Origin of the sequence: Aquabacterium sp. (genome assembly GCF_016195855.1) — a bacterium.
In the GTDB taxonomy this organism is placed as follows: domain Bacteria; phylum Pseudomonadota; class Gammaproteobacteria; order Burkholderiales; family Burkholderiaceae_C; genus Aquabacterium.
The window spans coordinates 215799-236591 of sequence record NZ_JACPYU010000012.1 but is presented as its reverse complement, the minus strand read 5'-3'; the positions used below and the strand labels follow the sequence as shown (position 1 = coordinate 236591).

The 20793-nt window shown below is 65.2% G+C and carries 18 protein-coding genes; 6 read left to right on the top strand and 12 right to left on the bottom strand.

The window, feature by feature from the left end; all coding sequences use genetic code 11:
- Positions 1–19: 19 nt before the first annotated feature.
- A complete protein-coding gene (locus HY019_RS11145; RefSeq protein ID WP_290692005.1) occupies positions 20–865 on the bottom strand; it encodes a carbon-nitrogen hydrolase family protein in 846 nt (281 codons plus the stop codon).
- Positions 866–930: 65 nt separating this feature from the next.
- Between HY019_RS11145 and glcE the strand changes: the two genes are divergently transcribed.
- Complete coding sequence (glcE, locus tag HY019_RS11140; protein ID WP_290692003.1) at positions 931–2124, top strand: glycolate oxidase subunit GlcE; 1194 nt, start codon at positions 931–933, stop codon at positions 2122–2124.
- Between the two features lie 2 nt (positions 2125–2126).
- Complete coding sequence (glcF, locus tag HY019_RS11135; protein ID WP_290692001.1) at positions 2127–3398, top strand: glycolate oxidase subunit GlcF; 1272 nt, start codon at positions 2127–2129, stop codon at positions 3396–3398.
- A 29-nt stretch (positions 3399–3427) separates the two neighbouring features.
- Here glcF and HY019_RS11130 read toward each other — a convergent pair whose 3' ends face one another.
- From HY019_RS11130 to HY019_RS11085, 10 genes are all read right to left on the bottom strand, one after another.
- Complete coding sequence (locus HY019_RS11130) at positions 3428–7213, bottom strand: PilC/PilY family type IV pilus protein (RefSeq protein WP_290691999.1); 3786 nt, start codon at positions 7211–7213, stop codon at positions 3428–3430.
- A gap of 17 nt (positions 7214–7230) precedes the next feature.
- Positions 7231–7899: a hypothetical protein gene (locus tag HY019_RS11125; protein ID WP_290691998.1), complete on the bottom strand. Its 669-nt coding sequence runs from the start codon at positions 7897–7899 to the stop codon at positions 7231–7233.
- Complete coding sequence (locus tag HY019_RS11120; protein WP_290691996.1) at positions 7890–9035, bottom strand: PilW family protein; 1146 nt, start codon at positions 9033–9035, stop codon at positions 7890–7892. The genes HY019_RS11125 and HY019_RS11120 overlap by 10 nt, the downstream gene beginning before the upstream one ends.
- Before the next feature lie 14 nt (positions 9036–9049).
- The gene (gene pilV, locus HY019_RS11115; RefSeq protein ID WP_290691994.1) at positions 9050–9538 is read right to left on the bottom strand and encodes a type IV pilus modification protein PilV; all 489 of its coding nucleotides are present in this window, start codon (positions 9536–9538) and stop codon (positions 9050–9052) included.
- A complete protein-coding gene (locus tag HY019_RS11110) occupies positions 9535–10152 on the bottom strand; it encodes a GspH/FimT family pseudopilin (RefSeq protein WP_290691992.1) in 618 nt (205 codons plus the stop codon). Before HY019_RS11110 ends, pilV begins: the two co-directional genes overlap by 4 nt.
- Entirely contained in the window at positions 10146–10601 is a 456-nt protein-coding gene (locus HY019_RS11105) for a type IV pilin protein (RefSeq protein WP_290691990.1), read from the bottom strand. The genes HY019_RS11110 and HY019_RS11105 overlap by 7 nt, the downstream gene beginning before the upstream one ends.
- 257 nt (positions 10602–10858) lie before the next feature.
- A complete protein-coding gene (locus tag HY019_RS11100; RefSeq protein WP_290691988.1) occupies positions 10859–11719 on the bottom strand; it encodes a sulfurtransferase in 861 nt (286 codons plus the stop codon).
- Between the two features lie 59 nt (positions 11720–11778).
- The gene (locus HY019_RS11095) at positions 11779–12720 is read right to left on the bottom strand and encodes an alpha/beta fold hydrolase (protein WP_290691987.1); all 942 of its coding nucleotides are present in this window, start codon (positions 12718–12720) and stop codon (positions 11779–11781) included.
- 100 nt (positions 12721–12820) lie between these two features.
- A complete protein-coding gene (locus HY019_RS11090; protein WP_290691985.1) occupies positions 12821–13702 on the bottom strand; it encodes an alpha/beta hydrolase in 882 nt (293 codons plus the stop codon).
- A 126-nt stretch (positions 13703–13828) separates the two neighbouring features.
- Positions 13829–14806: a tetratricopeptide repeat protein gene (locus HY019_RS11085; RefSeq protein ID WP_290691983.1), complete on the bottom strand. Its 978-nt coding sequence runs from the start codon at positions 14804–14806 to the stop codon at positions 13829–13831.
- A 116-nt stretch (positions 14807–14922) separates the two neighbouring features.
- On the opposite strand from HY019_RS11085, the gene purE reads away from it, so the two are divergent.
- From purE to HY019_RS11065, 4 genes are all read left to right on the top strand, one after another.
- Positions 14923–15429 (top strand): 5-(carboxyamino)imidazole ribonucleotide mutase, encoded by a 507-nt coding sequence (gene purE, locus HY019_RS11080; protein WP_290692038.1) that lies wholly within the window; start codon positions 14923–14925, stop codon positions 15427–15429.
- Positions 15426–16598 (top strand): 5-(carboxyamino)imidazole ribonucleotide synthase, encoded by a 1173-nt coding sequence (locus HY019_RS11075; RefSeq protein WP_290691981.1) that lies wholly within the window; start codon positions 15426–15428, stop codon positions 16596–16598. Before purE ends, HY019_RS11075 begins: the two co-directional genes overlap by 4 nt.
- Positions 16599–16633: 35 nt before the next feature.
- A complete protein-coding gene (locus tag HY019_RS11070) occupies positions 16634–17692 on the top strand; it encodes an L-threonylcarbamoyladenylate synthase (RefSeq protein WP_290691979.1) in 1059 nt (352 codons plus the stop codon).
- Between the two features lie 113 nt (positions 17693–17805).
- Positions 17806–19176 (top strand): SGNH/GDSL hydrolase family protein, encoded by a 1371-nt coding sequence (locus HY019_RS11065; RefSeq protein WP_290691977.1) that lies wholly within the window; start codon positions 17806–17808, stop codon positions 19174–19176.
- A 46-nt stretch (positions 19177–19222) separates the two neighbouring features.
- On the opposite strand, the gene HY019_RS11060 is transcribed toward HY019_RS11065, so the two are convergent.
- The gene (locus HY019_RS11060) at positions 19223–20788 is read right to left on the bottom strand and encodes a D-alanyl-D-alanine carboxypeptidase (RefSeq protein WP_290691975.1); all 1566 of its coding nucleotides are present in this window, start codon (positions 20786–20788) and stop codon (positions 19223–19225) included.
- Positions 20789–20793: the final 5 nt, after the last annotated feature.

Genomic DNA, 20793 nt, shown 5'->3' with positions numbered 1-20793 from the left:
GCTAAGGCGCCCCTCGCCCTCAACCCAGCACGCGGTGCGTCAACGCCGGCAGTTGCGTGCGCACCGTGGTCTGGCGCTCATGGGTGATGTCAGCCATCACCACGCCCGCGCCTTCATCCTGCACCGCCAGCACTTCGCCCCAAGGCTCGATCACCAGCGAGTGGCCAAAAGTGCGGCGCCCGTTTTCATGCAGCCCGCCTTGGGCCGGGGCCAGCACGTGGCACAGGTTCTCGACCGCGCGGGCGCGCAGCAACAACTCCCAATGCGCCTTGCCCGTGGTGTCGGTGAAAGCCGCCGGCAGCACGATCAGGTCCAGTGGCTTGGCCGCCCCCAGGGTGCGGAACAGCTCGGGAAAGCGCAGGTCATAACAGACGCTCAGGCCGATGTGCCAGTGCTCGCCGGCCTTGTCCTGCATCTCGAAGGACACCGGTTGGCGGCCGGGCGTCAGCGAGGCGGCTTCGTCATAACGGCGCTCGCCATCATCAAAGCAGAACAGGTGGATCTTGTCGTAGCGGGCCACGCGCTCGCCTTGCGGGTTGAAGACCAGCACGGTGTTGAACACCCGATCAGCCTCGTGGCTGTGGATCGGTAACGTGCCACCGATGACCCAGATGCCGTGTTCGCGGGCCGCCTGGGCCAGCATGTGTTGCATCGGCGCCGTGGCCGGATCGGGCGCACGCGCATCAGCCAGGGGCTCGGCGATGGCGACCTTGTCTTTGTCGTGCAAACCCATCAGGCAGAAGTACTCGGGCAGGGCGACCAGCTCGGCGCCAGCGCGCGCGGCCTGGGCGATCAGGGTGCGGGCCTGGGCCAGGTTCTCGTCCACGCGGGGGGTGGACACCATTTGCAATGCAGCAACTTTCATGTGATCAGGAATAACAAATGGCCAGACTGTAAGAGGGGCAGGCAAGACAGGCCCGGCCTTGCCTTATGCTTGCCGCCATCATGGCCGAACAAGACGCGAACGCGCAAGCCGAAGGCCTTTCGGCAGGCGATGCCCCCGCACAGTGGGCGCAACACATCCAGGACGCTGCCGGGCGGGGGGCCTGCCTGCGCGTGCGCGGTGGGGGCAGCAAGGACCACCTGGGCGACACCACCCGGGGCGAGTTGCTGGACACCCGGGCCTGGCAGGGCATCGAATCGTACGAACCCAGCGAGCTGGTGATCCGCGCGCGCGCCGGCACGCCCTTGCGTGAGGTCGAGGCGGTGCTGGCCGAGCGGGGCCAGCATCTGGCGTTCGAGCCCCCACGCTATGGCTTTGTGGCCAGCCAGAGTGATGAGCCCACGCTGGGCGGCGTCGTGGCCTGCGGCCTGAGTGGCCCGGGCCGGGTCTCGCGCGGTGCGGTGCGCGACCACGTGCTGGGCTGCACCGTGTTGACCGGGCGGGCCGAGTTGCTGCGCTTTGGCGGCGCGGTGATGAAGAACGTCGCAGGCTTTGATCTGTCTCGTTTGATGGCCGGCTCCATGGGCACCTTGGGCGTGCTGGTGGACGTGACGCTCAAGGTGATGCCGCAGCCCACGGTGTCGGCCACCATGCGCTTTGATGTGAACGAAGCCGAAGCCCTGGCCCAGATCAACAAGTGGGCCGCCCAGCCTTTGCCCATCGACGCCTCGGCCTGGTGGGACGGCACGCTGCTGGTGCGCCTGCGTGGTGCCCGTGCGGCCGTGGCCAGCGCCGTGCAGGGCATGTACCGCGAGCGTCGTGGCGAGCTGCTGGCCCCGCCCGTGGCCGATGGCTTCTGGCAAGGCGTGCGCGACCACAGCGACGAGTTCTTCGCGCGCGCGCGCCAGGCCGTGATGCAGGCCGGGCAACATGGCGTCACCTTGTGGCGCATCTCCGTGCCCCCGACCACCGCGCCATTGGGCTTGCACGGCGAGTTGCTGGCCGAGTGGTTTGGCGGCCTGCGCTGGGTGTGCACGCCGGCCCCGGCCGCAGCGGTGCATGAGGTGGTGGCCAAGGCCGGCGGCCATGCCCAGCCTTTCCTGGCCTTGCAGACGCGTGCCCTGGTGGCGCCAACGGCCTTGTCGGCTGTCCAGCAGCGTCTGCACGAGCAGGTGCAAAAAGCCTTTGACCCTCATGGCGTGTTCGACACAGGTCGCCTGTGGTCGCGACGCGCGGATTGACCATGCAGACCCAGCTTGCCCCCCAACACCAGTCCACCCCCGAAGGCCTCAAGGCCCAGGAGGTGCTGCGCCAGTGCGTGCACTGCGGTTTCTGCAACGCCACCTGTCCGACCTACCGTGTCACTGGCAACGAGCTGGATGGCCCGCGCGGTCGCATCTACCTGATGAAGCAGGTGTTCGAGGGGCAAACGCCCACGCGCACCACGCAGGAGCACCTGGACCGCTGCATCGGTTGCCGCCATTGCGAAAGCACCTGCCCATCGGGCGTGCAGTACCACGAGTTGCTGGCTGTCGGCCAGCCCGTGGTGGACGCGCAGGTGCAGCGCCCCTGGCGTGAACGCCTGATGCGCTGGGGCCTGGTCAAGCTGATGCCTTCACCCTGGTTCACGCCGGCGCTCAAGCTGGGGCAGGCCGTGCGGCCCCTTTTGCCCGCAGCCTTGCGTGAGCAGGTGCCTTCTCGGCCACCGATGTCGGCGCCGGCCTGGCCTGACCCGCGCAAGAGCCTGCACGCTCGCCGCGTGCTGCTGCTCAAGGGCTGCGTGCAGCCGGGCTTGCGGCCTCACATCGATGCGTCTACCGCGCGTGTGCTCGATGCCATCGGCATCCGTGCCGTGGTGGCCTCGGCGTCCACCTGCTGTGGTGCGGTGCAAGGGCACATGGGTGACGTGGATGGGGCCAAGGCCCGCGCGCGGCGCAACATCGACGCCTGGTGGCCTTACATCGAATCACCCACGCCGGTGGAGGCCATCCTGATCAATGCCTCGGGCTGTGGCGCCTGGGTGAAGGATTACGACAGCCTGCTGGCCGATGACCCGGTTTATGCCGACAAGGCCAAGCGGGTGGTGGCCATGGTGCGCGACCCCGGCGAGATGCTCGCCAGCTGGATGCCCATGCTCAAGCGCAAGCTGGGCAAGCGCGCTCAAGCCGGACTGGGTGCGGTGACCTTCCACCCCCCATGCAGCCTGAGCCATGCGCAAAAGCTCAGCAGTGCGGCCAAGCCAGGCCCCATCGAAACAGGGCTGCGCGAGTTGGGTTTTGAAGTGAAGCTGGCCGTGCAGGACAGCCACCAGTGCTGCGGTGCCGGTGGGGCTTACAGCGTGCTGCAGCCCGAGTTGTCGCGCCAGTTGCGTGACCTCAAGCTCAAATCCCTGCAGGCCACCGAGCCGCATCTGATTGCCAGCGCCAACATCGGGTGCATCGTGCACCTGCAATCAGGCACCGACACGCCAGTCAAGCACTGGCTGGAGGTGTTGGACGAGGCCCTGTCCGGCTGAACAGGGCCTGTCTTGCATCGTGCGCTGGATCAGTTGATGCTGATCAGCTCGCGCCAGGACACGCGGCGGGTCTTCTGGCCAGTGCCCAGTGGGGGCAGTTCCTTGGTGACGGTGGAGCCGTCGGACAAGTCTGTGATGGAGATGATCTTGCCGTTGGGCAGGCGCACCAGCGTGGGGGCTGTGGCCAGGGCCGTGGTGGTGCCGTTGGACAGCAGCGACCCGACCTGGGTGGCGCCCGTCAGGGTTTGGCCCGTGCGGTAGTCCAGGTAGTTCAAGTAGCTGGATCCACCCACGCTGCACGCGTCGGAGGCGCTGGGGATGTTGGTCGAGAAGACCAGGGCGCCCAGTTGCAGGTCGGGGTCGGTGTTCATGCGCTCACCGGTTTCGGGCAGGTCGGTGTACCAGCCATACATGGTGGTGTAGTCCACTGTGTAGCTCACTGTGCTGCTGGCCGTGCGGATGCCACCGGAGTCTTGCAGAGTTTGCTTGATGAAGCAGTTGCTCCTGCCCGATGCGGAGCATGTGGCCGCGCGTGGGCTGCCATAGATGCCGGAACTGCCTGACACCGTCGTCAGCGGATCCTTGATGGCGTAGATGGACTGACGGCCCGTGGTCGAGATGTCCGAGACGCCCAGGTAGGCGCCGGTGCCGACATAGACCACCGGGACTCCCACGACGTTGCCCAGCTCGGGGCGTGCAGTGACGGGTTGACGGGTGCCGTTGGCGTCAGCCAGCGTGGCCAGCAACTGCACCGGAGCATCGCCGCCTGCTGCGGTAAGCTTGCTGATGTCCATGCGCCAGACGTTGCCCAACAAGTCGCCGCCGTACAAGCGAACGGATGTGTTGTTGGCGTAGTTGTTGTCTGCATAGGCGGCGACCTTGGAAAGGCCGGCCGGGCATGGGGCGGCCGCGCAACCGGCGACGGCCGATGAGCTGCTGCCTGCACCCGTGTCGATCTTCTTGATGACGGCCCCGGTCTTGGGGTTGAGCACCCAGACGATGCCATGGCCGCTGCCGGGTGACACGTTGTTATGGCCAGAGGTGACGATCACCGACCAGCTGCCATCGGACAGTTTGGTGATGATCGGTGTGCCATAGGAGTAGCCCAGATCGGCGTCAACGGTGTAGCCTGAACCCTTGGTGGTGTCGGACGTGAACTCCCAGAGCACCTTGGGGGTGGTGGGGTCGGTGATGTCCAGGGCAAAGAAGCCGCGGCCACCTGCGCCCAGACCACTCACCAAAATCGTGTGCCAACCGCCATCGAAGTACACGTCGCCCTCTGCGGGGGTGGCGTTGATGTAGAAGGTGTGGTTGGACTCGTAGTTCTTGTCGGCCAGCTTGTAGAGCTTGGGCAGCAGCATGGAGGGAATGTACGCCCAGGCTTCTGTGCCCGTGTCGGCTTTGAAGGCATGCAGCATGCCGTCGTTGGCGCCCACGTACAACATGGGCTGCCGCGATGCCTGTGAGGTACGGTAGCTCGAATAGCCCGCATCAACGTAGCCAAAGCGAGGAGCCTTTACATACACGGCTTGCGAACTCACGATGTCGCCCAGCACGTGCATGCGTTGACGATAGTAGGCGTCGGTGTCAGAAGCCTTGCCTTCGTTGCTGCGGTCCCCTCGCAGGAAGTTGACCAGGTTGATGCCGCCTGCCCCCGTTGTGGTGCCCGCCGTACTGCTGTCAACCTGGGATGTCGCGGGCAGGCAATAGGCGCCCGATGCACACATCTGAGCAAGACCGCTCATGTTGCTCACCTTGAAGTAGGCCTGCATGGTGGTGGGCATGGAGGTCCAATTGAAAGGCAGCAAAGGCGTCGCCGATGATGGCGAGTAGGTATAAATGTTGCGTGTGGCCCAGGCTGTTGTGTCCAGCAAGGCGGGGGCCTTGGTCGACGCGCTGATGAAAACCTCGCCGGATTGTGACCAGTCCGGATAGGTTGAGAGCGCGCCCGTGTCAATGTTGATCGTATAGCGCGCCAGTTCGCCGTACCAGTCACCAGAGTGGAAGGTTGACTTGAACACGAAGTTGTCGCCCGCCGACACGTTGGGGTTGCTGGTGGTGGCCGCAGATGCGTCTGATGTGGCCGCGTTGACCGACTGAATGAAGCTGGTCAGGCCATCACGCAACTGGGCCGGGTTGGCGGCGCTGTAGTACACGCCGCGGCCATTGACGGCCGCGTGCCACAGGTCATTAATGGTTGTTTGTGTGTTGCTCGCGGCCTTGGGCCAGTTGCACTTGCCCGAGGTTTGCCAACTGCAGACACCATTGCTGGCCGTGGTCGAGCTGGTCGAGGTGCCTTGGGCCACGTCGTAGTAGTCGCCGCTGTCTGCCGTTTGATAGTTGGACTGGAAGCGCATGTAGCCGGAGGCGCCCAGTCCCACCGTGGATGTGTACATGCGCTGCTGTTTGTCCGCGATGTTGTTACTGGCCACATCGGTGCCGAGTGCGCCATTGGTGTTGCTGAAGGCTGCGGCACGAATGTCGGTGACGTAGTAGTACTGGGCCACGTCCGCCAGGGTGTTGCCTGTGGCTGTGCCGTCGAAATACGGGCGAGAAATAGTGCTGGCGCTGTCCTGGTCGCCGATATCGGTGCTGCCGTCGATCTGGTCCGGGTTGCTTGATTCGTTCCAGTAGCCGTCGGTGGACAGCATGGTGAAGTTGCGCTGACACGCGTACTGCATCGGGTCAGCCGCCGTGACGGTGTTGACCTTGCTGAGCTTGCCGGCGAAATAGCGGCCTGCGGTAGACAGAGCTACCCGCAAGGGGGTGCTGTTGTTGGGCTTGGCGTTGATCAGCTTGCTGTACCACTGGGCCTTCTGGCCGCCGCTGCCGGTGGTTAGATCCGATACGCCCAGGAAGTCCGTGCCGGTGTTGTTGTTGATGCTCATGTAGCCCAGGCGCTTGCCCGAGTCCACCACGGAGAAAGCCAGCGACGCAGCGGACTTGGCCATCTGCATGCGCATGCGGTAGTAGGCCCACCAATTGGCGAAGTTGGTCATTTCCTCGGTGTAGGTGCAGGTCGTTCCTGCGCAGTCCGTTCGCGTCGTCGCCTTGGCTGTTGTACCTGGGTAGGGGTAGCTGTTGTTGCTGGAGACGATGTTGACCCTGGTGTTGCTGCCAGGTACCACGGGCGAGGTCATGCCCGGGTAACGCGCATAGGTGTAGGTCGATCCGCCACTGGGGGCGGTGTCGATGCGGGTTGCGCGGCAATTGGTGCGGGCCGAGGTGCTGCACCACCGCAAGTAGGCCGGGACCGAGTAGGTTGCAGTCGGTGCACTTTGGGTCGCACAGGTCTTGAGCGTATCTGAAGTGCAGTACTCACCTGGGATGAAGGTGTAGTAGTAGGCGTTGCTTACCAGGTTCTGTGTCGTGCCCGAGGATGAGGTGGTGAACAGGTTGTTCGTGCCCGTGTTGGGCATGTTCGACGGGGTTTGCACGCCAAAGCCGTCAAAGGGCACGGCCGTCCAGCTTGATGAGTTCGCCGCCGTCATGCTTGGGTAACTGGCACCGTCGTATTTCATCGGCGGCGTGTAGGTGATGGTGGGATCGTAGTAAATGCCGTTGTAGCGCGCATTGCGGGCCAGGCCATCAGTCGAGCTGTTGGCCCAGTCGGGCAGGAAGTCCCAAGACATGGAGCCCGAATCGTCCAGCACGAACAGGATGTTGGGCTTGACCAGGGTCGCGGTGGACGTTTCCAGCGGGGCGCTGGCCAGATCGGTTAGCGCGGCGGGTGCATGGCTGGTCGCGCTGCTCAGGAGGAGGGCGCAGCCAAGGGCGCGAGCAAGGCGCGTAGGCAGAAAGCGGGGGTGATGCATGATGCTCTCCGGTTGCGTTAAAGCGCAACGATCGACTGGACGAAGCTTTGGGTATTGCGCGGCCCGATGACCCGCACCGTGATGCGGAAGTAGATCTGGCTGGTCGCAGCCAGGTTCTCCTTGCCGCTCAGGCAACTGCTGCCGCCTGCGCAGGTTCCGGCCGCATCCACGGGGGATGTTGTGCAGTTGTTGCTGAGGCTTTGCGAGCTACCGGATTTGGTGCACATGCGCTGGATGAAATACGAGACCTGGTTGCCAGTTTTGGTGTCTATGGGCAAGTCCATGGCCAGGTTGTCTTTCTCGATGTTCTCTTTCCAGAAGTTGCCCCAGCTCTGGCCAGCGGTGGGGTCCTCCCGTATGGCGCGGTAGCCGCGATCCTTCTGGTCGCAATCGAGCACCGAACCGCTTTCGCAAGGCACGGCGGTGAGGGACGAGGCTTGCCCATTGTTGCCTTCAAGCCAGGCGACTGCGGTTTCAACGCCCGTGTCGGCCGAGTGGGTGGCCGATTGCTGGAACGCGAGGTTGCCGGCGATCACGTTGGAGGTGTAGACCGAACGTGTGAGTGCCAGACCAGCGAGAGTGAGCGCGATCAACACGATCAAGGCCATCATCAGCACGACGCCTTCTTGTCGGGCGCGTGCACGGCGGTGCAATTCACCTTGAGGGGCGGTAGGTGTCAGGAGCATGTCGAGCCTCCTTGCCAGATGGCGTTGCGCAGGGGCACAGTGGTTTCCATGGACTTGTAGCGGTACTTCTTCCAATCGCCGTTGCCGCTCAGGTCAAAGGGCAGGGCCGTCGGGTTGGCCGGCGAGCTGACGCCGTCCGCCGTGCTGCCGCTCCATACCGGGGTCACCTTGGTGGGTTCGGTCTTGTCGTAGGAGGTGTTACGCGCAACCAGGGCGATGCGCACAGCCAGGGTTCTGGCCCAGCTGCAATCGGTGGTAAAGCCGTTCATGCCGGTGGTCTTGTCGGGCGTGATCTGGTCGTATTGGCTGACGATCTTCTGGAGCCCACCGCCGGAAGCGCCTGGCAAAAGATCGTGCCCATATTGCGCACGCATGGCCACGATGTTGCTGGCAATAGGGACCCATACATTGCTGTCAACGGGGTTGGCGTAGCTGGCTTTGCTGCAATCCCATGCGGTGTAGTCGCAGACCGTCAGGTTGCCGTTGCGGATGGCGTAGACATTGATGACCGGGGTGCCCCCCATGTTGTAGATCACCGAGTTTGCCAGCATGCCCATCACGCCTGGATTGACGGTCAGGGTCGAGCCGTTGATGTTGAGGACTTTGTCTGTGGTGAGCGCGCAGGGCGAGGGTCTTGCCGAGTTCTGGGCAATGATGACGTCATTGATGTTGTAGGTCGAAGGCGTGGAGACCTGGTAGCTGCCGGCCGAAGAGTTCGACAGCAGCTTGTCGCCGTCTGCCGAGCCTTGGTTGTTGCTGTAGATGACCAGCAAGGCGTCGGTCTTGGCATCGACGGCAGGGGCGTGCACGCTACCGGTGGTGAGGACGGTAGTTGGCTGCAACGGGACGGTGACAGTGGCGCCATCGGTGCTGGTCTTGTAGGTGAGGTCACAGCCCAGCAACCTTTGGTCGTTGATGCCGTAGCCTGACGCACGGATTTCCCGCTCCAGCGTGTAGAGCGCCAAAGTGCCGTTCATCTGGGCGTCGTTGCCGCCTGCGGCCTTGCGCTTGGTGGCATCCGAGTTGGACAGCATCTGCAGCATGATCACGACGGTGGCCATGCCGATGACCAGGCCCACCATGATCTCGACCAGGCTGAAGCCACGCTGTGTTGTCGTGTAAGAAGGAGCTTGCATGGTGTGGGTGCTCCTCATTTGATTTGAGCCACAACCTGGTAGCTGCGCTTGCGGGTGGTGTCCCCGGGCTCTTTCCAGTAGATCGTGACGGTGGCCTGGCTGCTGGGGGTGCCGGTAGCGGACCCACTGGGGACGGAGACGAAGGTCACCGTGGGCAGCGTGCCCAGATCGGCGCTGATATTGGGCAAGCCAGAACGGCGAACCGTGGCCAGCCACTGTGTGTAGCCGGCGCCTGATGTGCTGCTGCCAAAGTTGGTTTGCAGTACGGCGGGTGTGCGGTCGGCGGACCACATGCGGCTGACAAGGTCGTTGGCCAACATGGATGCCATCGATCGGTATTCGGCGCTGGAGGCTTGCCTGATCGAGACGGCTTGCAACTGGATGACGGACAGCACACCCAGCGAAAAGATCAGGATGGCCACCAGGGCTTCGAGCAGCATGACGCCGCCTTGCACGCCTCTTGCAGCGTGCCGTGCAGGGGGGTGGGGGCGAGCGGTTTTCATGTCGGGCAAGCCATGGGCTGGTCGTTGCTGGAATTGCTCATGCTGGGATCGCACATGCGAGCCTGGCCTGCAGGCGAGACCACGATACGCAGGCAGCGCAGCTTGCCGCCGTCCTTGCGGCAGGTGCCGGATTCCGTCGGGGTGATGTCGATGGTCACGGTGACGACCGGTTGTGCGGGGTCAGCCCTGCCTTGTTGGCCCAGGCCGGTAAAGGCCATGGCAGCTTGCGAGGCCTTGATCAGGATCGGGTTGCTGTCGTTGGCAGCCAAGGCTCTTTGCAGCATGTAGGGCTCGGCTGAATCAGACAGGGCTTTGCCACACTGGCCATCCGGGCTGGTGCCCGAGAGGTTGATGACCCAGTTCTTGCCGGATGAGTCGATCGTGCAGTCGTTGCCCAGCGTGCTGGTCAACTGAAAGCGCACCGAGGTGTTGCGTTTGACTGCTTCGGCGCGGGCCGAATGCAGGCCATTGATGATGGATTCGGCCGCACTGCGCATCTGCGAGTTGCGAATCCACTCCGACATCGACGGCAGGCCGGACATCAGCAGGAAGGCCATGATGGTCAGGCCGACCATCAGCTCGATGAGCGTGAAACCACGTGAGGACTTCAGCATATGCCGCCCTTCTTTGAGACCCAGCAGCCGTTTTTGGCTGTCCAGCCATTGGGGACGGCGGTGGTATTGCGGGCGTTGTCCTGGTCTACCGTGTACACGAAGCCCGCCATGGCGCCGGTACCGGTGGCCGTGAGCAGGAAGGTGGTGGCGGTGGCCGTGCAGGTGAAGGTGAAGTAGCTGCTTGAGCTGGTGTCGGTTGCTGGCACGCCGCCGCAGGCTGCGCCGTCCAGGTAGCTGCGCTGGTCCTGGAACCACTGCTCCAGCTTGGATTGCTTGAGCGCCAGGTTGGACGTGGCATCGGGGATCTTGCCGCGTGTGCTGTAGTCCCGGTAGGCCGGGATCGCCACGGCAGACAGGATGCCGATCATGGCGATCACGATCAGCATTTCGACCAGCGTGAAGCCGGTGATGGCTGGGCGGGCGGGCCCTTGAGTGGTGGATGTGTGCATGCGCAAAACCCCTTGTCTTGAGGAAATGATGTCCTCGCGACAGGAATTCTGGGATGCCCCCCAAGGGCTGGAAGGCCGGATAACCGTGACAAATCCGACGCTTTAGAAGCGGTTTACGTCTTGTTGCGAGCAGCTGTTCACGGGGCTTGATTGGCGTAAAACCGTTCGTCGGACGAGCGCGACCGTTCAGCGGTGGCGTGACGACCGCTGGGGATGGTGCTCAGGGGGAGGGTGGGGCGCGGGATCCAGCGCCGAAGTCAGCGCTCGACGGGCCGGCTCGGGTCAGCGCACCACTCGCTCCAGGAGCCGGCGTACAGCCGGGTCACGGGCAGGCCGGCCTGGGCCATGGCCAGCAGGTTGTGGCAGGCGGTGACGCCCGAGCCGCACTGGTGCACGACGGTGTCCATGGGTGCTGCCGCCAGCAAGGCCTCGAACTCGGCCTTCAACTGGTCTGCCGGCTTGAAGCGGCCATCGGGCTGCAGGTTGAGCTGGAAGAAGCGGTTGCGCGCGCCGGGGATGTGGCCACCCACCGGGTCCATGGTTTCGTTCTCGCCGCGGAAGCGGTCGGGTGCGCGCGCATCGATCAGCACCTGGCGATCGGCTTGGCCCAGATTGGCGAGCACCTGTTCGGCACGCAGCACCCAGCTGGCGCGTGGCTGGATCTTGAACGCACTGGGCGGGCGAGCCGCCGCGCGCGTGTCCACAGGTCCTTGTGCAGCCAGCCAGGCCTGCCAGCCGCCATCGAGCACCTGCACCTGTTCAAACCCAGCCCAGCGCAGCAACCACCACAGTCGTGCAGCGAACATGCCGCCTGCGTCGTCATAAGCGACCACGCGCGTGCCGGGCTGGATGCCCCAGCTTTGCACGGTGTGCTCAAAAGCCTCGGGGGCGGGCAGGGGGTGGCGGCCATTGGTGCCCGTCTTGGGGCCGGACAGGTCCCGGTCCAGATGGGCATACAGCGCGCCTGCCACATGGCCTTGCGCGTAAGCCGTTTCGCCGGCCGCGGTGTTGCCCAGGTTGAAGCGGCAATCGATGAGCAGCCAGTCCTGATCGTGCCGGGGCAGGGCTTGTTGCAGTTCTTCCGCGGAGATCAGGGGGGCGATGGGCATGGTGGGCATCGGATGAGGTTGGTGGTGATGGGGCTGGCAATGGTGTCGTTTGATGTGCGGGTACCCGTTCATCGATGCAGCGCCGCCGTGATGGCCGCGCGCACCTCAGCGGGTGCTTCGTGCACCAGCCAGTGCGTGGCACGAGGCAGGCGTGTGATGTGCAGATCAGGCACGTGGCGTTCCAGGCCATCGAGCAGGCTGGGCGGCAGTGCTGTGTCAGCCTCCCCCCAGATCACGCTGGTGGGCACGTTGACCTGCAGCAGCGCGTCGGGCAATTGCAGCGTGTTGATCGGGTCGGAGGGCGATGAGGGGGGATGCAAGGGCGACGCACGGTAGTAGTTCAGTGGGCCGGTGAGGGCAGAACTGGCCGTGGCCACGCCATCGATCGGTGTGGGGGTGGCCGACCAGGCTTGCCTGTATTGCGCGCGCAGGCCCGGCGTCAGCCAGGTGGCGCCACCAAAGCGTTCGAAGAAGGCCCACATCTGCTCGAAGTCATTGGCGCTCAGTTGAGGCTCGATACCGGGTTGGCGCAGCAGGTTCATGTAGCTGCTGGCGGCTTGCTGGGTGGGGTCGTCGCGCAGCGCAGCCAGGAAGAGGCCCGGATGCGGGGCGTTGAGGATGACCAGCCGCTGCATGCATTGCGGCGCCGCTGCGGCCAGCCCCCAGGCCAGTGCGCCACCCCAGTCATGGGCGATCACGGCGGCGGCCGGTGTATCCGGTGTGACGGCTTGCTGGCGGATCAGCGCGATCAGGTCACCCAGCACCACCTGGGCTCGATACGCCTTGACGTCTGCCGGTGCATAAGAGCCTGGATAGCCGCGCAGATTGGGCGCCACGCAGCGGTAGTGCTCACTGAAGTGCGCCAGCAGCTCATCCCATACGAAAGCGGCTTCCGGGAAGCCGTGCAGGAACAGCAGCAGCGGTGCGCCCTTGGGGCCCGCCACACGGCAGTTCAGGAAGGGTTGCTCGGCACCGTTGGCCGGCAGGGTGACAAGCTCCGTGGAGATCATGGGCACATTCATGGGCACGTGGGCTGATCAAGGTGCGGCCCATTGTCCATGAAAGACCGCGCCATGGTGTGGCTGGCCCTGGCATCCCATGGTGCCTCCTTCATCGCCCGATCTGCACGTCCACCTTGGAGTAGGTCGGGGTGCCTGCGCCGGTGATGAAGGGCTCGTAGCGCTTGTCCTCGTCCACATAGCGCTTGAGCCAGCTGATCACGGTCTTGCCCACGGTGTTTTGCACACTGTCCTTGGCCAGCGACAGCGGGCACAGGTGATCGGCGCCAGCCACTTCCAGGTAGGCGTGGTTGATGTCGGGGCTGAGCGAGGCGTAGTACTTGGCCGAGAAGGTCTTGTTGGGCGCGATGGCGTCCTTCTCGCACGCCAGGATCATCGTGGGCACGGTGATGGCGGAGAAGTCCGAGCCCGTGGTGGCCGGGGTCATCGGGATCGCGGCTTTGAGCATTGGGTCCTTGAGGGCTGCCGTGAGCGTGCCGCCGCCACCTGCCGAGTGGCCCATCAGGGCGCGGCGGCTGGAGTCCGTGGCGCTGCCGAAAGGCGTGTCGGGCAGGGCAGCCAGGGCTGCCACCTGTTTGAGCGCGGCGGCCATTTCGCGGGCGCGCGCGTCGGGCACGTCAAAGATGGTGCTGGTACCGATGTTGACCACCACGAAACCATGCGTGGCCACGCGTTCGGCCAGCCACTGGTAGTAGCTGGGCACGCCCAGGAACCCCGGTGTCAGCACAACCAGACCGAACTTGCCCTGGCTGGTATCGCGCGGGAAGTAGACGGTGGCGCTGCCGTAGCCATCGGGTTTGGCGATGGTGGTGGTGGCGATCGCGAAGGGGCCGTTGGCTTGCAGGGCGCTGTCTGTTGGGGCCGGGCCGCGCTCGAAATCGGCGGCCTGGGCGCTCATGGACAGGATGAGGGCGCTGACGCTGAGGGCGAGGCGCGTCAGCGGCTTCCCGCTGCGTGGTGGCGTGGCTGGCATGGCTGGTTCTCCTCTTTGTTCAAACACGTACGGATGAACACCATGCTAGAGGTGCCGACGCTGATTTAACGCTAGGTGTTTACGCGTCGGCGTCGGCGTCGGCGTTGGCGGTGACGCGCCTCGGCTTCAGAACAGCGCCATGCTCAACTTGCGGCGGTACTGGTCGATCACCGGGTCATTGCCCGTGATCTCGACCTTGCCGGCAATCTCCAGCTTGGGCTTGTCTTGCGCGCCCGGTGCACCGGCCACGGGCTTGCCCGCCACCGGCTTGGGCTGCGGCTTGGTCATCACTTCCAGGATGGCCACATAGGTCTTGCGCGGCAGCTCCTCGTTCCAGGCCTTGTCGCGCATGATGATCTCCAGCAGCTCGTCCATCGCCATGGTGGGCTGGCTGGCGGCCCAGAACAGCTGCGCCAGCTCGAAGCGGGCGGCAAAGTCACGCTTGTTGGCGCTGATGGCCGCTTCCAGCTCCTGCGGGGCACGGCCCTGGCGCGCCGCCTGCACGGCCGAGATATAGCGGCTGAAGGCCAGAGGGCGGGCTTCCGGCACCGGCCCCGTGGCGCGGCCCGCGATCGGCAGGAACACGTGCTTGGCCGCTTCCACCTGGCCTTCGCTGAGCAGCAGCTTGATCAGGTCATAGCGGGCCTCGTCGTTGTTCGGGTCCTTGGCCAGGGCGTCTTCCAGCTTGGCGGCGGCCGTGTCCAGGTCGCCCTCTTCGGCCAGCTCCTCTGCTTCAGTGGTTTCTTCCGCCGAGGCGATCTCGCCTTCGCCCGGCACATGTTTGTCCAGGAACTCGCGGATCTTCTCGGCCGGCAGGGCGCCCACAAAGCCGTCCACCGGCTGGCCACCCACGAACATCACGCAAAACGGGATCGAGCGCACCCCGAACATCTGCGACAGCTGCCCGGCGATTTCCTGCTGCTCGTCGGCATTGACCTTGGCGAGCATGAAACGGCCGGCGTATTCTTCTTCCAGGCGCTCCAGAACCGGGCCCAGCGACTTGCAGGGGCCGCACCACTCGGCCCAGATATCGAGCAGCACGGGCACCTGCATCGAGGTGGTGATCAGGTCGGATTCGAAGTTTTCGAGCGTGATGTCGATCATGTTGGGCAGATCTTTGCGAGGATGAAGGTGGGCGGCTGGCGGGCCAACGCCTAAAATCCGGGGTTTGATGAGTCGATTTGACGAAAAAGGATCAAGCCGTGACTGACACGACTGGCGTGAACACTGTGAAAGTGGGTGTGGTGATGGGTTCCAGCAGCGACTGGGACGTCATGCGCCATGCTGCCGACATTCTGACCGAGTTCGGCGTGCCTTTCGAGGCGCAGGTGGTCTCGGCTCACCGCATGCCGGACGACATGTTCCGCTACGCCGAAGCCGCGGCCGACCGTGGCCTGGTCGCCATCATCGCTGGTGCGGGCGGCGCCGCCCACCTGCCGGGCATGCTGGCCGCCAAGACCACGGTGCCCGTGCTGGGCGTGCCGGTGCCATCCCGCCATCTGCAAGGCGTGGACTCCCTGCACTCCATCGTGCAGATGCCCAAAGGCATCCCCGTGGCCACCTTTGCCATCGGCACGGCTGGTGCGGGCAATGCGGCCTTGTTCGCCGTGGCCATGCTGGCCCATGGTGATGCTGCCTTGCGCGCCAAGCTGGATGCCTTCCGCGCACGCCAGACCGAAGTCGCCCGTGCCATGACCAAGGACCTGACCATGGACACCAAGGCATGACGGTCAACAAAGACGTGATCCTGCCCGGTGCCACCCTGGGCGTGATGGGCGGCGGCCAGTTGGGCCGCATGTTCGTGCACGCTGCGCAGGCCATGGGCTACCGCACCGCCGTGCTCGACGCCGACCCCAGCAGCCCCGCCGGCCTGGTGTCGCACGCCCACATCCAGACCGCCTACTTGGACGCTGCTGGCCTGGCCGAGCTGGCCAAGGTGTCGGCCGCCATCACCACCGAGTTCGAGAACGTGCCTGCCCAGGCGCTGGACAAGCTGGCCGAGACGCGCCCCGTGGCCCCGGCCGGCAGCGCGGTGGCCATCTGCCAGGACCGCGCCCGCGAGAAGGCCCATTTCGTGGGCTGCGGTGTGGACTGCGCCCCGCACGCCCTGATCGAGACCCCCGCGCAACTGGCCGCTGTCAGTGACGACCTGCTGCCCGGCATCCTGAAAACCGCCCGCCTGGGCTACGACGGCAAGGGCCAGATCCGCGTCAAGACCCGTGCAGAGCTCATCGCCGCCTGGGACGAGTTGCAGCGCGTGGGCTGCGTGCTCGAAAAGATGCTGCCCCTGGCGTATGAAGTCAGCGTGCTGGTGGCGCGTGGCCGCGATGGCCAGGTCGTGCACTTCCCGCTGCAGCAGAACCTGCACCGCGACGGCATCCTGGCCGTGACCACCGTGCCCGCGCCCAATGTGACCGAAGCCGTGTCGCAGCAGGCTTATGCGTCCGCCCACAAGATCGCCGCGTCCATGGACTACGTGGGCGTGCTGTGCATCGAGTTCTTCGTGCTGGCCGATGGCCGTATCGTCGCCAACGAAATGGCGCCGCGCCCGCACAACTCCGGCCACCACACCATCGACGCATGTGATGTGTCCCAGTTCGAGCTGCAGGTGCGCGCCATGACCGGCCTGCCGCTGGTCGAGCCCGTGCTGCACAGCCCCTGCCTGATGCTCAACCTGTTGGGTGACCTGTGGTTCCCCCATGGCGCCATGACGCAGCAGGAGCCGGACTGGGCCGCCGTGCTGGCGCTGAGCGGCACCCACCTGCACCTGTATGGCAAGACCGAGGCCCGTCAGGGCCGCAAGATGGGTCACCTGACGGTGACCGGCGCCACACCCGAAGCCGCCAAGGCCGTGGCCTTGCGCGCCGCCGCCATCCTTGGCATTGCGCCGTTCTGATCCACCGCTGCCTTCCTACCCGAACGACCACGTCCATGCGCCTGCTCGACCCCGCCCAACAAGCCGATGCGATCGAGCTGGCTGCCCAGCGCCTGGTTGACGGTGGCCTGCTGGCCATGCCGACCGAGACGGTCTATGGCCTGGCCGCCCGCGCCGATGACGATGCCGCCGTGGCGCGCATCTTCGCCGCCAAGGGCCGCCCGGCCGATCACCCCTTGATCGTGCACGTGCCCAACCAGGCCGCGGCCCTGAGCTTTGTCTCGGCCTTCCCGCCCGTGGCGCAGCGCCTGACCGCCGCTTTCTGGCCGGGCCCCCTGACCGTGATCGTGCCCCGCAACCCCGAGATCGCCACCGCGGCGGCAGGCGGGCAGGACACCATCGGCCTGCGCTGCCCGGACCACCCGGTCGCCCGCGCCCTGCTGGACGAGTGCGCCAAACGCGATGTCCTGGGCGTGGCCGCGCCCAGCGCCAACCGCTTTGGCCGCATCAGCCCCACGCGGGCCGAACACGTGGTCGAAGAGTTCAAGGACCAGGGGGAAGGGTTGGACGAAGTCTGGGTGCTCGAAGGCGGCCCTTGTGACGTGGGCATCGAGTCCACCATCATCGACTGCTCGCGCGGGCACCCCGTGCTGCTGCGCCCCGGCAAGCTCACGCTGGCCGAGATCGAGGCCGTGGCGGGCGAGCCCGTGCAGTGGTCGCGCCCCGAAGCGCCGGACCCATTGGCCCCCAAGGCCTCGGGCACCCTGGCGTCGCACTACGCGCCGCGCGCCAAGGTCCGCCTGATGGACGACGAGCGCCTCAACGCCGCGCTGGACGTGATGGAGCCCGAGCTCTCCGCCGCCGTCATCCGCGACCCCCATCAAGCCCCGCGCATCGCCGTGTACTCGCGCAGCCTGTGGGCCTGGCGCCCCAAGCACAAGGCCATCGTCCACCGGTCCATGCCCGGGGATGCCGTGACCGCCGCCCAAGACCTCTTCGCCGACCTGCGCGAGCTGGACGCCACCGGGGTCGAGCTGATCTGGGTGGAGACCCCGCCCGACGACCCCGCCTGGGATGGCGTGCGCGACCGCCTTGCCCGCGCCGCCGCATCCTGAAAATAGGCTCACCAGCCTGATTGCCTTACTTTACGTGGCAGACTCTGCGACGCTCCAGGGCGCCGTTATGCTCTGGGCTTGATCGCCTGACCCGACCGTTTGACGGAGATTTCATGTTTCGTGTTGCTGCCTCTGAGAGCCCCAAGTCCCTGCGCCTGCTAGGCCTGGCGGCTGTGGTCTGTTCCGCCCTGACCCTGGTGGGCTGTGGTGGGGGCAATCGTGCCAAGGACTACGTGCCGGAGCGCGTGGTGGCGTTGGGCGATGAAAACAGCGCTTTGGCAACGTATACCTTGGCGAGCAGCGGTGGCTATGTGGTTAAGGGCCTGGTCTATACGATCAACCCGGTCAGCACCGTGAGCGACACCTCGGCGGTCTGTAGCGATACGACGCAGACGGGCAGCACCTTGTGCCTGGACGCGAATCTGTTGGCGGACCCGGATATGACAACTTTCGTGGCCACGTCGCCCTCCAGCACCACCAACCCATTGGGGATTGGATACCATTTCGGCACGGTAGATGAGCGTATCAACCTGGTGACGATGATCACCTTGGGTTCGGTTACTGATGGCGTCACAGGGCCTCAATCGCAGGCAAAGAGGACGATCGGGCTTTTTTATGGGTGCAATGCATCCGCCAACTGGATCCAGGCAGTTGCCCGCTCGTTCGGCTTGGGTTTTCGCAATGACCCCAATGGGTGCGGCCTGGATTACCCGGGTGCCCGGACCTATGCCAGCGAGGGGGCCACGGTGTCCCAATTGCAAGGTCAGTTGAATGCGGCCCAAGCCGACGCGCCCTTGGGCAAAGGGGCCCTGGTGACGGTGTGGGTGGGGCAGAACGATCTCTACACCCTGTTAACGAACAACACTTACGCCACCCTGGATGCCAAGCGTTACCAGGCCAAGTTGCTCGCGGACCAATTGGCCGGGGTCATCAAGCCGATCATCAACAGTGGTGCCAAGGTGATCGTGGTCGGTGTGGCTGACCTGGGCTTCTCCCCCTACGCCGTCAGCCAGATGTCGGGTGCGACCACATCGTGTGATGCGAGCGTCCGTAGCGACAACTCGGCTGCGCCGCCTTGCAATGGGGACATGCAGAAGATCGTTCAGGACTTCAACAAGACCTTGAAGATCGGTGACAAGGACACGGGTCTGCGTGGCCTGCAAGACTATGTCAACCAGGGGCGCGACTACGCCTTTGTGGACGCTCAGCAGCTTGTTCGTTCACTCGCACTCAGCGCCTCGTATGTCAGCGACAAGCAGTTCTGCGAAAAGGATCTCACCAAGGCCTATCCGATGATGACCCCTGACGGTGTCAAGAACAATTCTTCCGTGCTGTACTGCAATTCGTCCACCTATGCTGGTCGCGACACAGCAGACGTGGCTTATGCGTCCACCTACATCTGGGCGACTGACAAGCTCCTGGGCACCACGGCCCACAGCAACATTGGCTCCGTGGCCTACGCTCGCGCGTCCAACCAGTTCTGACCCCCACGCGCGCACGCATCCAAACGGCCCTTTCAAGGGCCGTTTTTCATTGGTCCTTCACCGCCCAGCCAATCAGTGCCGCCAATGCGGGCCGTGCCGCGTCAGCCTGCGGGTGGTTGACCACCCCCACCACCACCCAGCGGCGGCCGGAGTCGCCTTCCACATAGCCCGCCAGCGCCGCCACCCCATCCAGCGAGCCGGTCTTGATGTGGGCCTTGCCGCTCACGCTCTGCAGCTTGCGGGCTGTGCCGTCCAGGCCGGTGATGGGCAGCGAGGCGATGAACTCGGGCATGGTCGGGCTGGCCCACATGGCCTGCAGCCAGCGGCCCAGGCAGTGCGCACTGCTGCGCTCCACCCTTGACAGGCCCGAGCCGTTGTCCAGCGCCAGCGCGTCGCCTTCACACACGGTGTGCCCGCTGCCATCTGAGGTGGCCTGGCGCACTTGCTGGCTGACGATGGCGCGCGCCTTGTCCAGCGTGGCAGGGCCTGCATCCCCCGCATTGGCCATGTTTGTCGCGTTGCCCCCGTTTGTCCCGTTTGCCCCGTTGGCTGGGCCCGGCGTTCCCGCCAAAGCCAGGCTCAGAAACAGCTGCCGCGCCATCACGTTGTTGCTGAACTTGTTGATGTCGCGCACCAGCTGGCCCAAGGGCGCAGAGGCCCAGCTTTGCCACACCACGGCGTCGGCAGGCCAGTCGCCGGCCTTGATCTCACCGCCGAGTTTGCCGTCCAGCTGGCGCCAGGTGGCGTGCAGCAAGCGCGCCGCATAGTCCCCTGCGCCTTCACCTTGCCAGAGCACCGGCCAGTCCCGCGCGCCGCAAGCCGCCGGGTAGGGCCCTTGCACCGACAAGGTCCAGGGGCGGATGCCGTGCTGCGTCCAGCCACTGGCCGGGCGCATGTCCAGGCTCATGGCTTCACGCCAGTCGCCGCAGGCACCCGTGGCCTTGACCTGGATGCGGGACTGCAGCCGGACCTCATCGAGCGCAGGCTCCATGCTCACGCGCACCTGCCCGGGCCGGGCTGCGTCGGGCATGACATGCAGGATCAGCGCCTGGTGGTTGAGCAGCAGGGCGTCGGGCCCCGCGTTATAGGGCTTGAGGCCCTGGCCATCGAAGGCCGCAGGATCATGCGGCGGCACCTCGAACGCGTGCCGGTCGATGAGCAGGTCGCCCTTGATGTCCTTGAGCCCGGCACCACGCCAGCGGGCCATCATCAGCTGCACGTTCTCCAGTACGAGGCCGGGGTCGCCACTACCTCGGATGTAGAGCGGCCCGTCGAGCTTGCCATTGGGTTTGAGCGGGCCACCCAGCGCCACATCCGTGCGCCACACATAGGCCGGCCCCAGTGTGTTCAAGGCCGCGCCGGTGGTGAACAGCTTCATCACAGAGGCCATCTGCCGCACAGTCTGGGCCTGGTGTTCCAGGCGGGGCGGTGCGCCCGGGCCGGCGTCCACCGGCAACACCAGCAGCGAGACGGCGTCAGCAGGCACCCCGGCGGTCTGCAGTGCCGCCGCGAGGCTGGCCGGCAGGGCGTTGGTGGGTTCGATCGCCCAGGCGCCCTGATGGAGCAGGGGCAAAACGGTGGCGAACAGCTTGGGCAGGAACAGGCGGGTCATGCCGC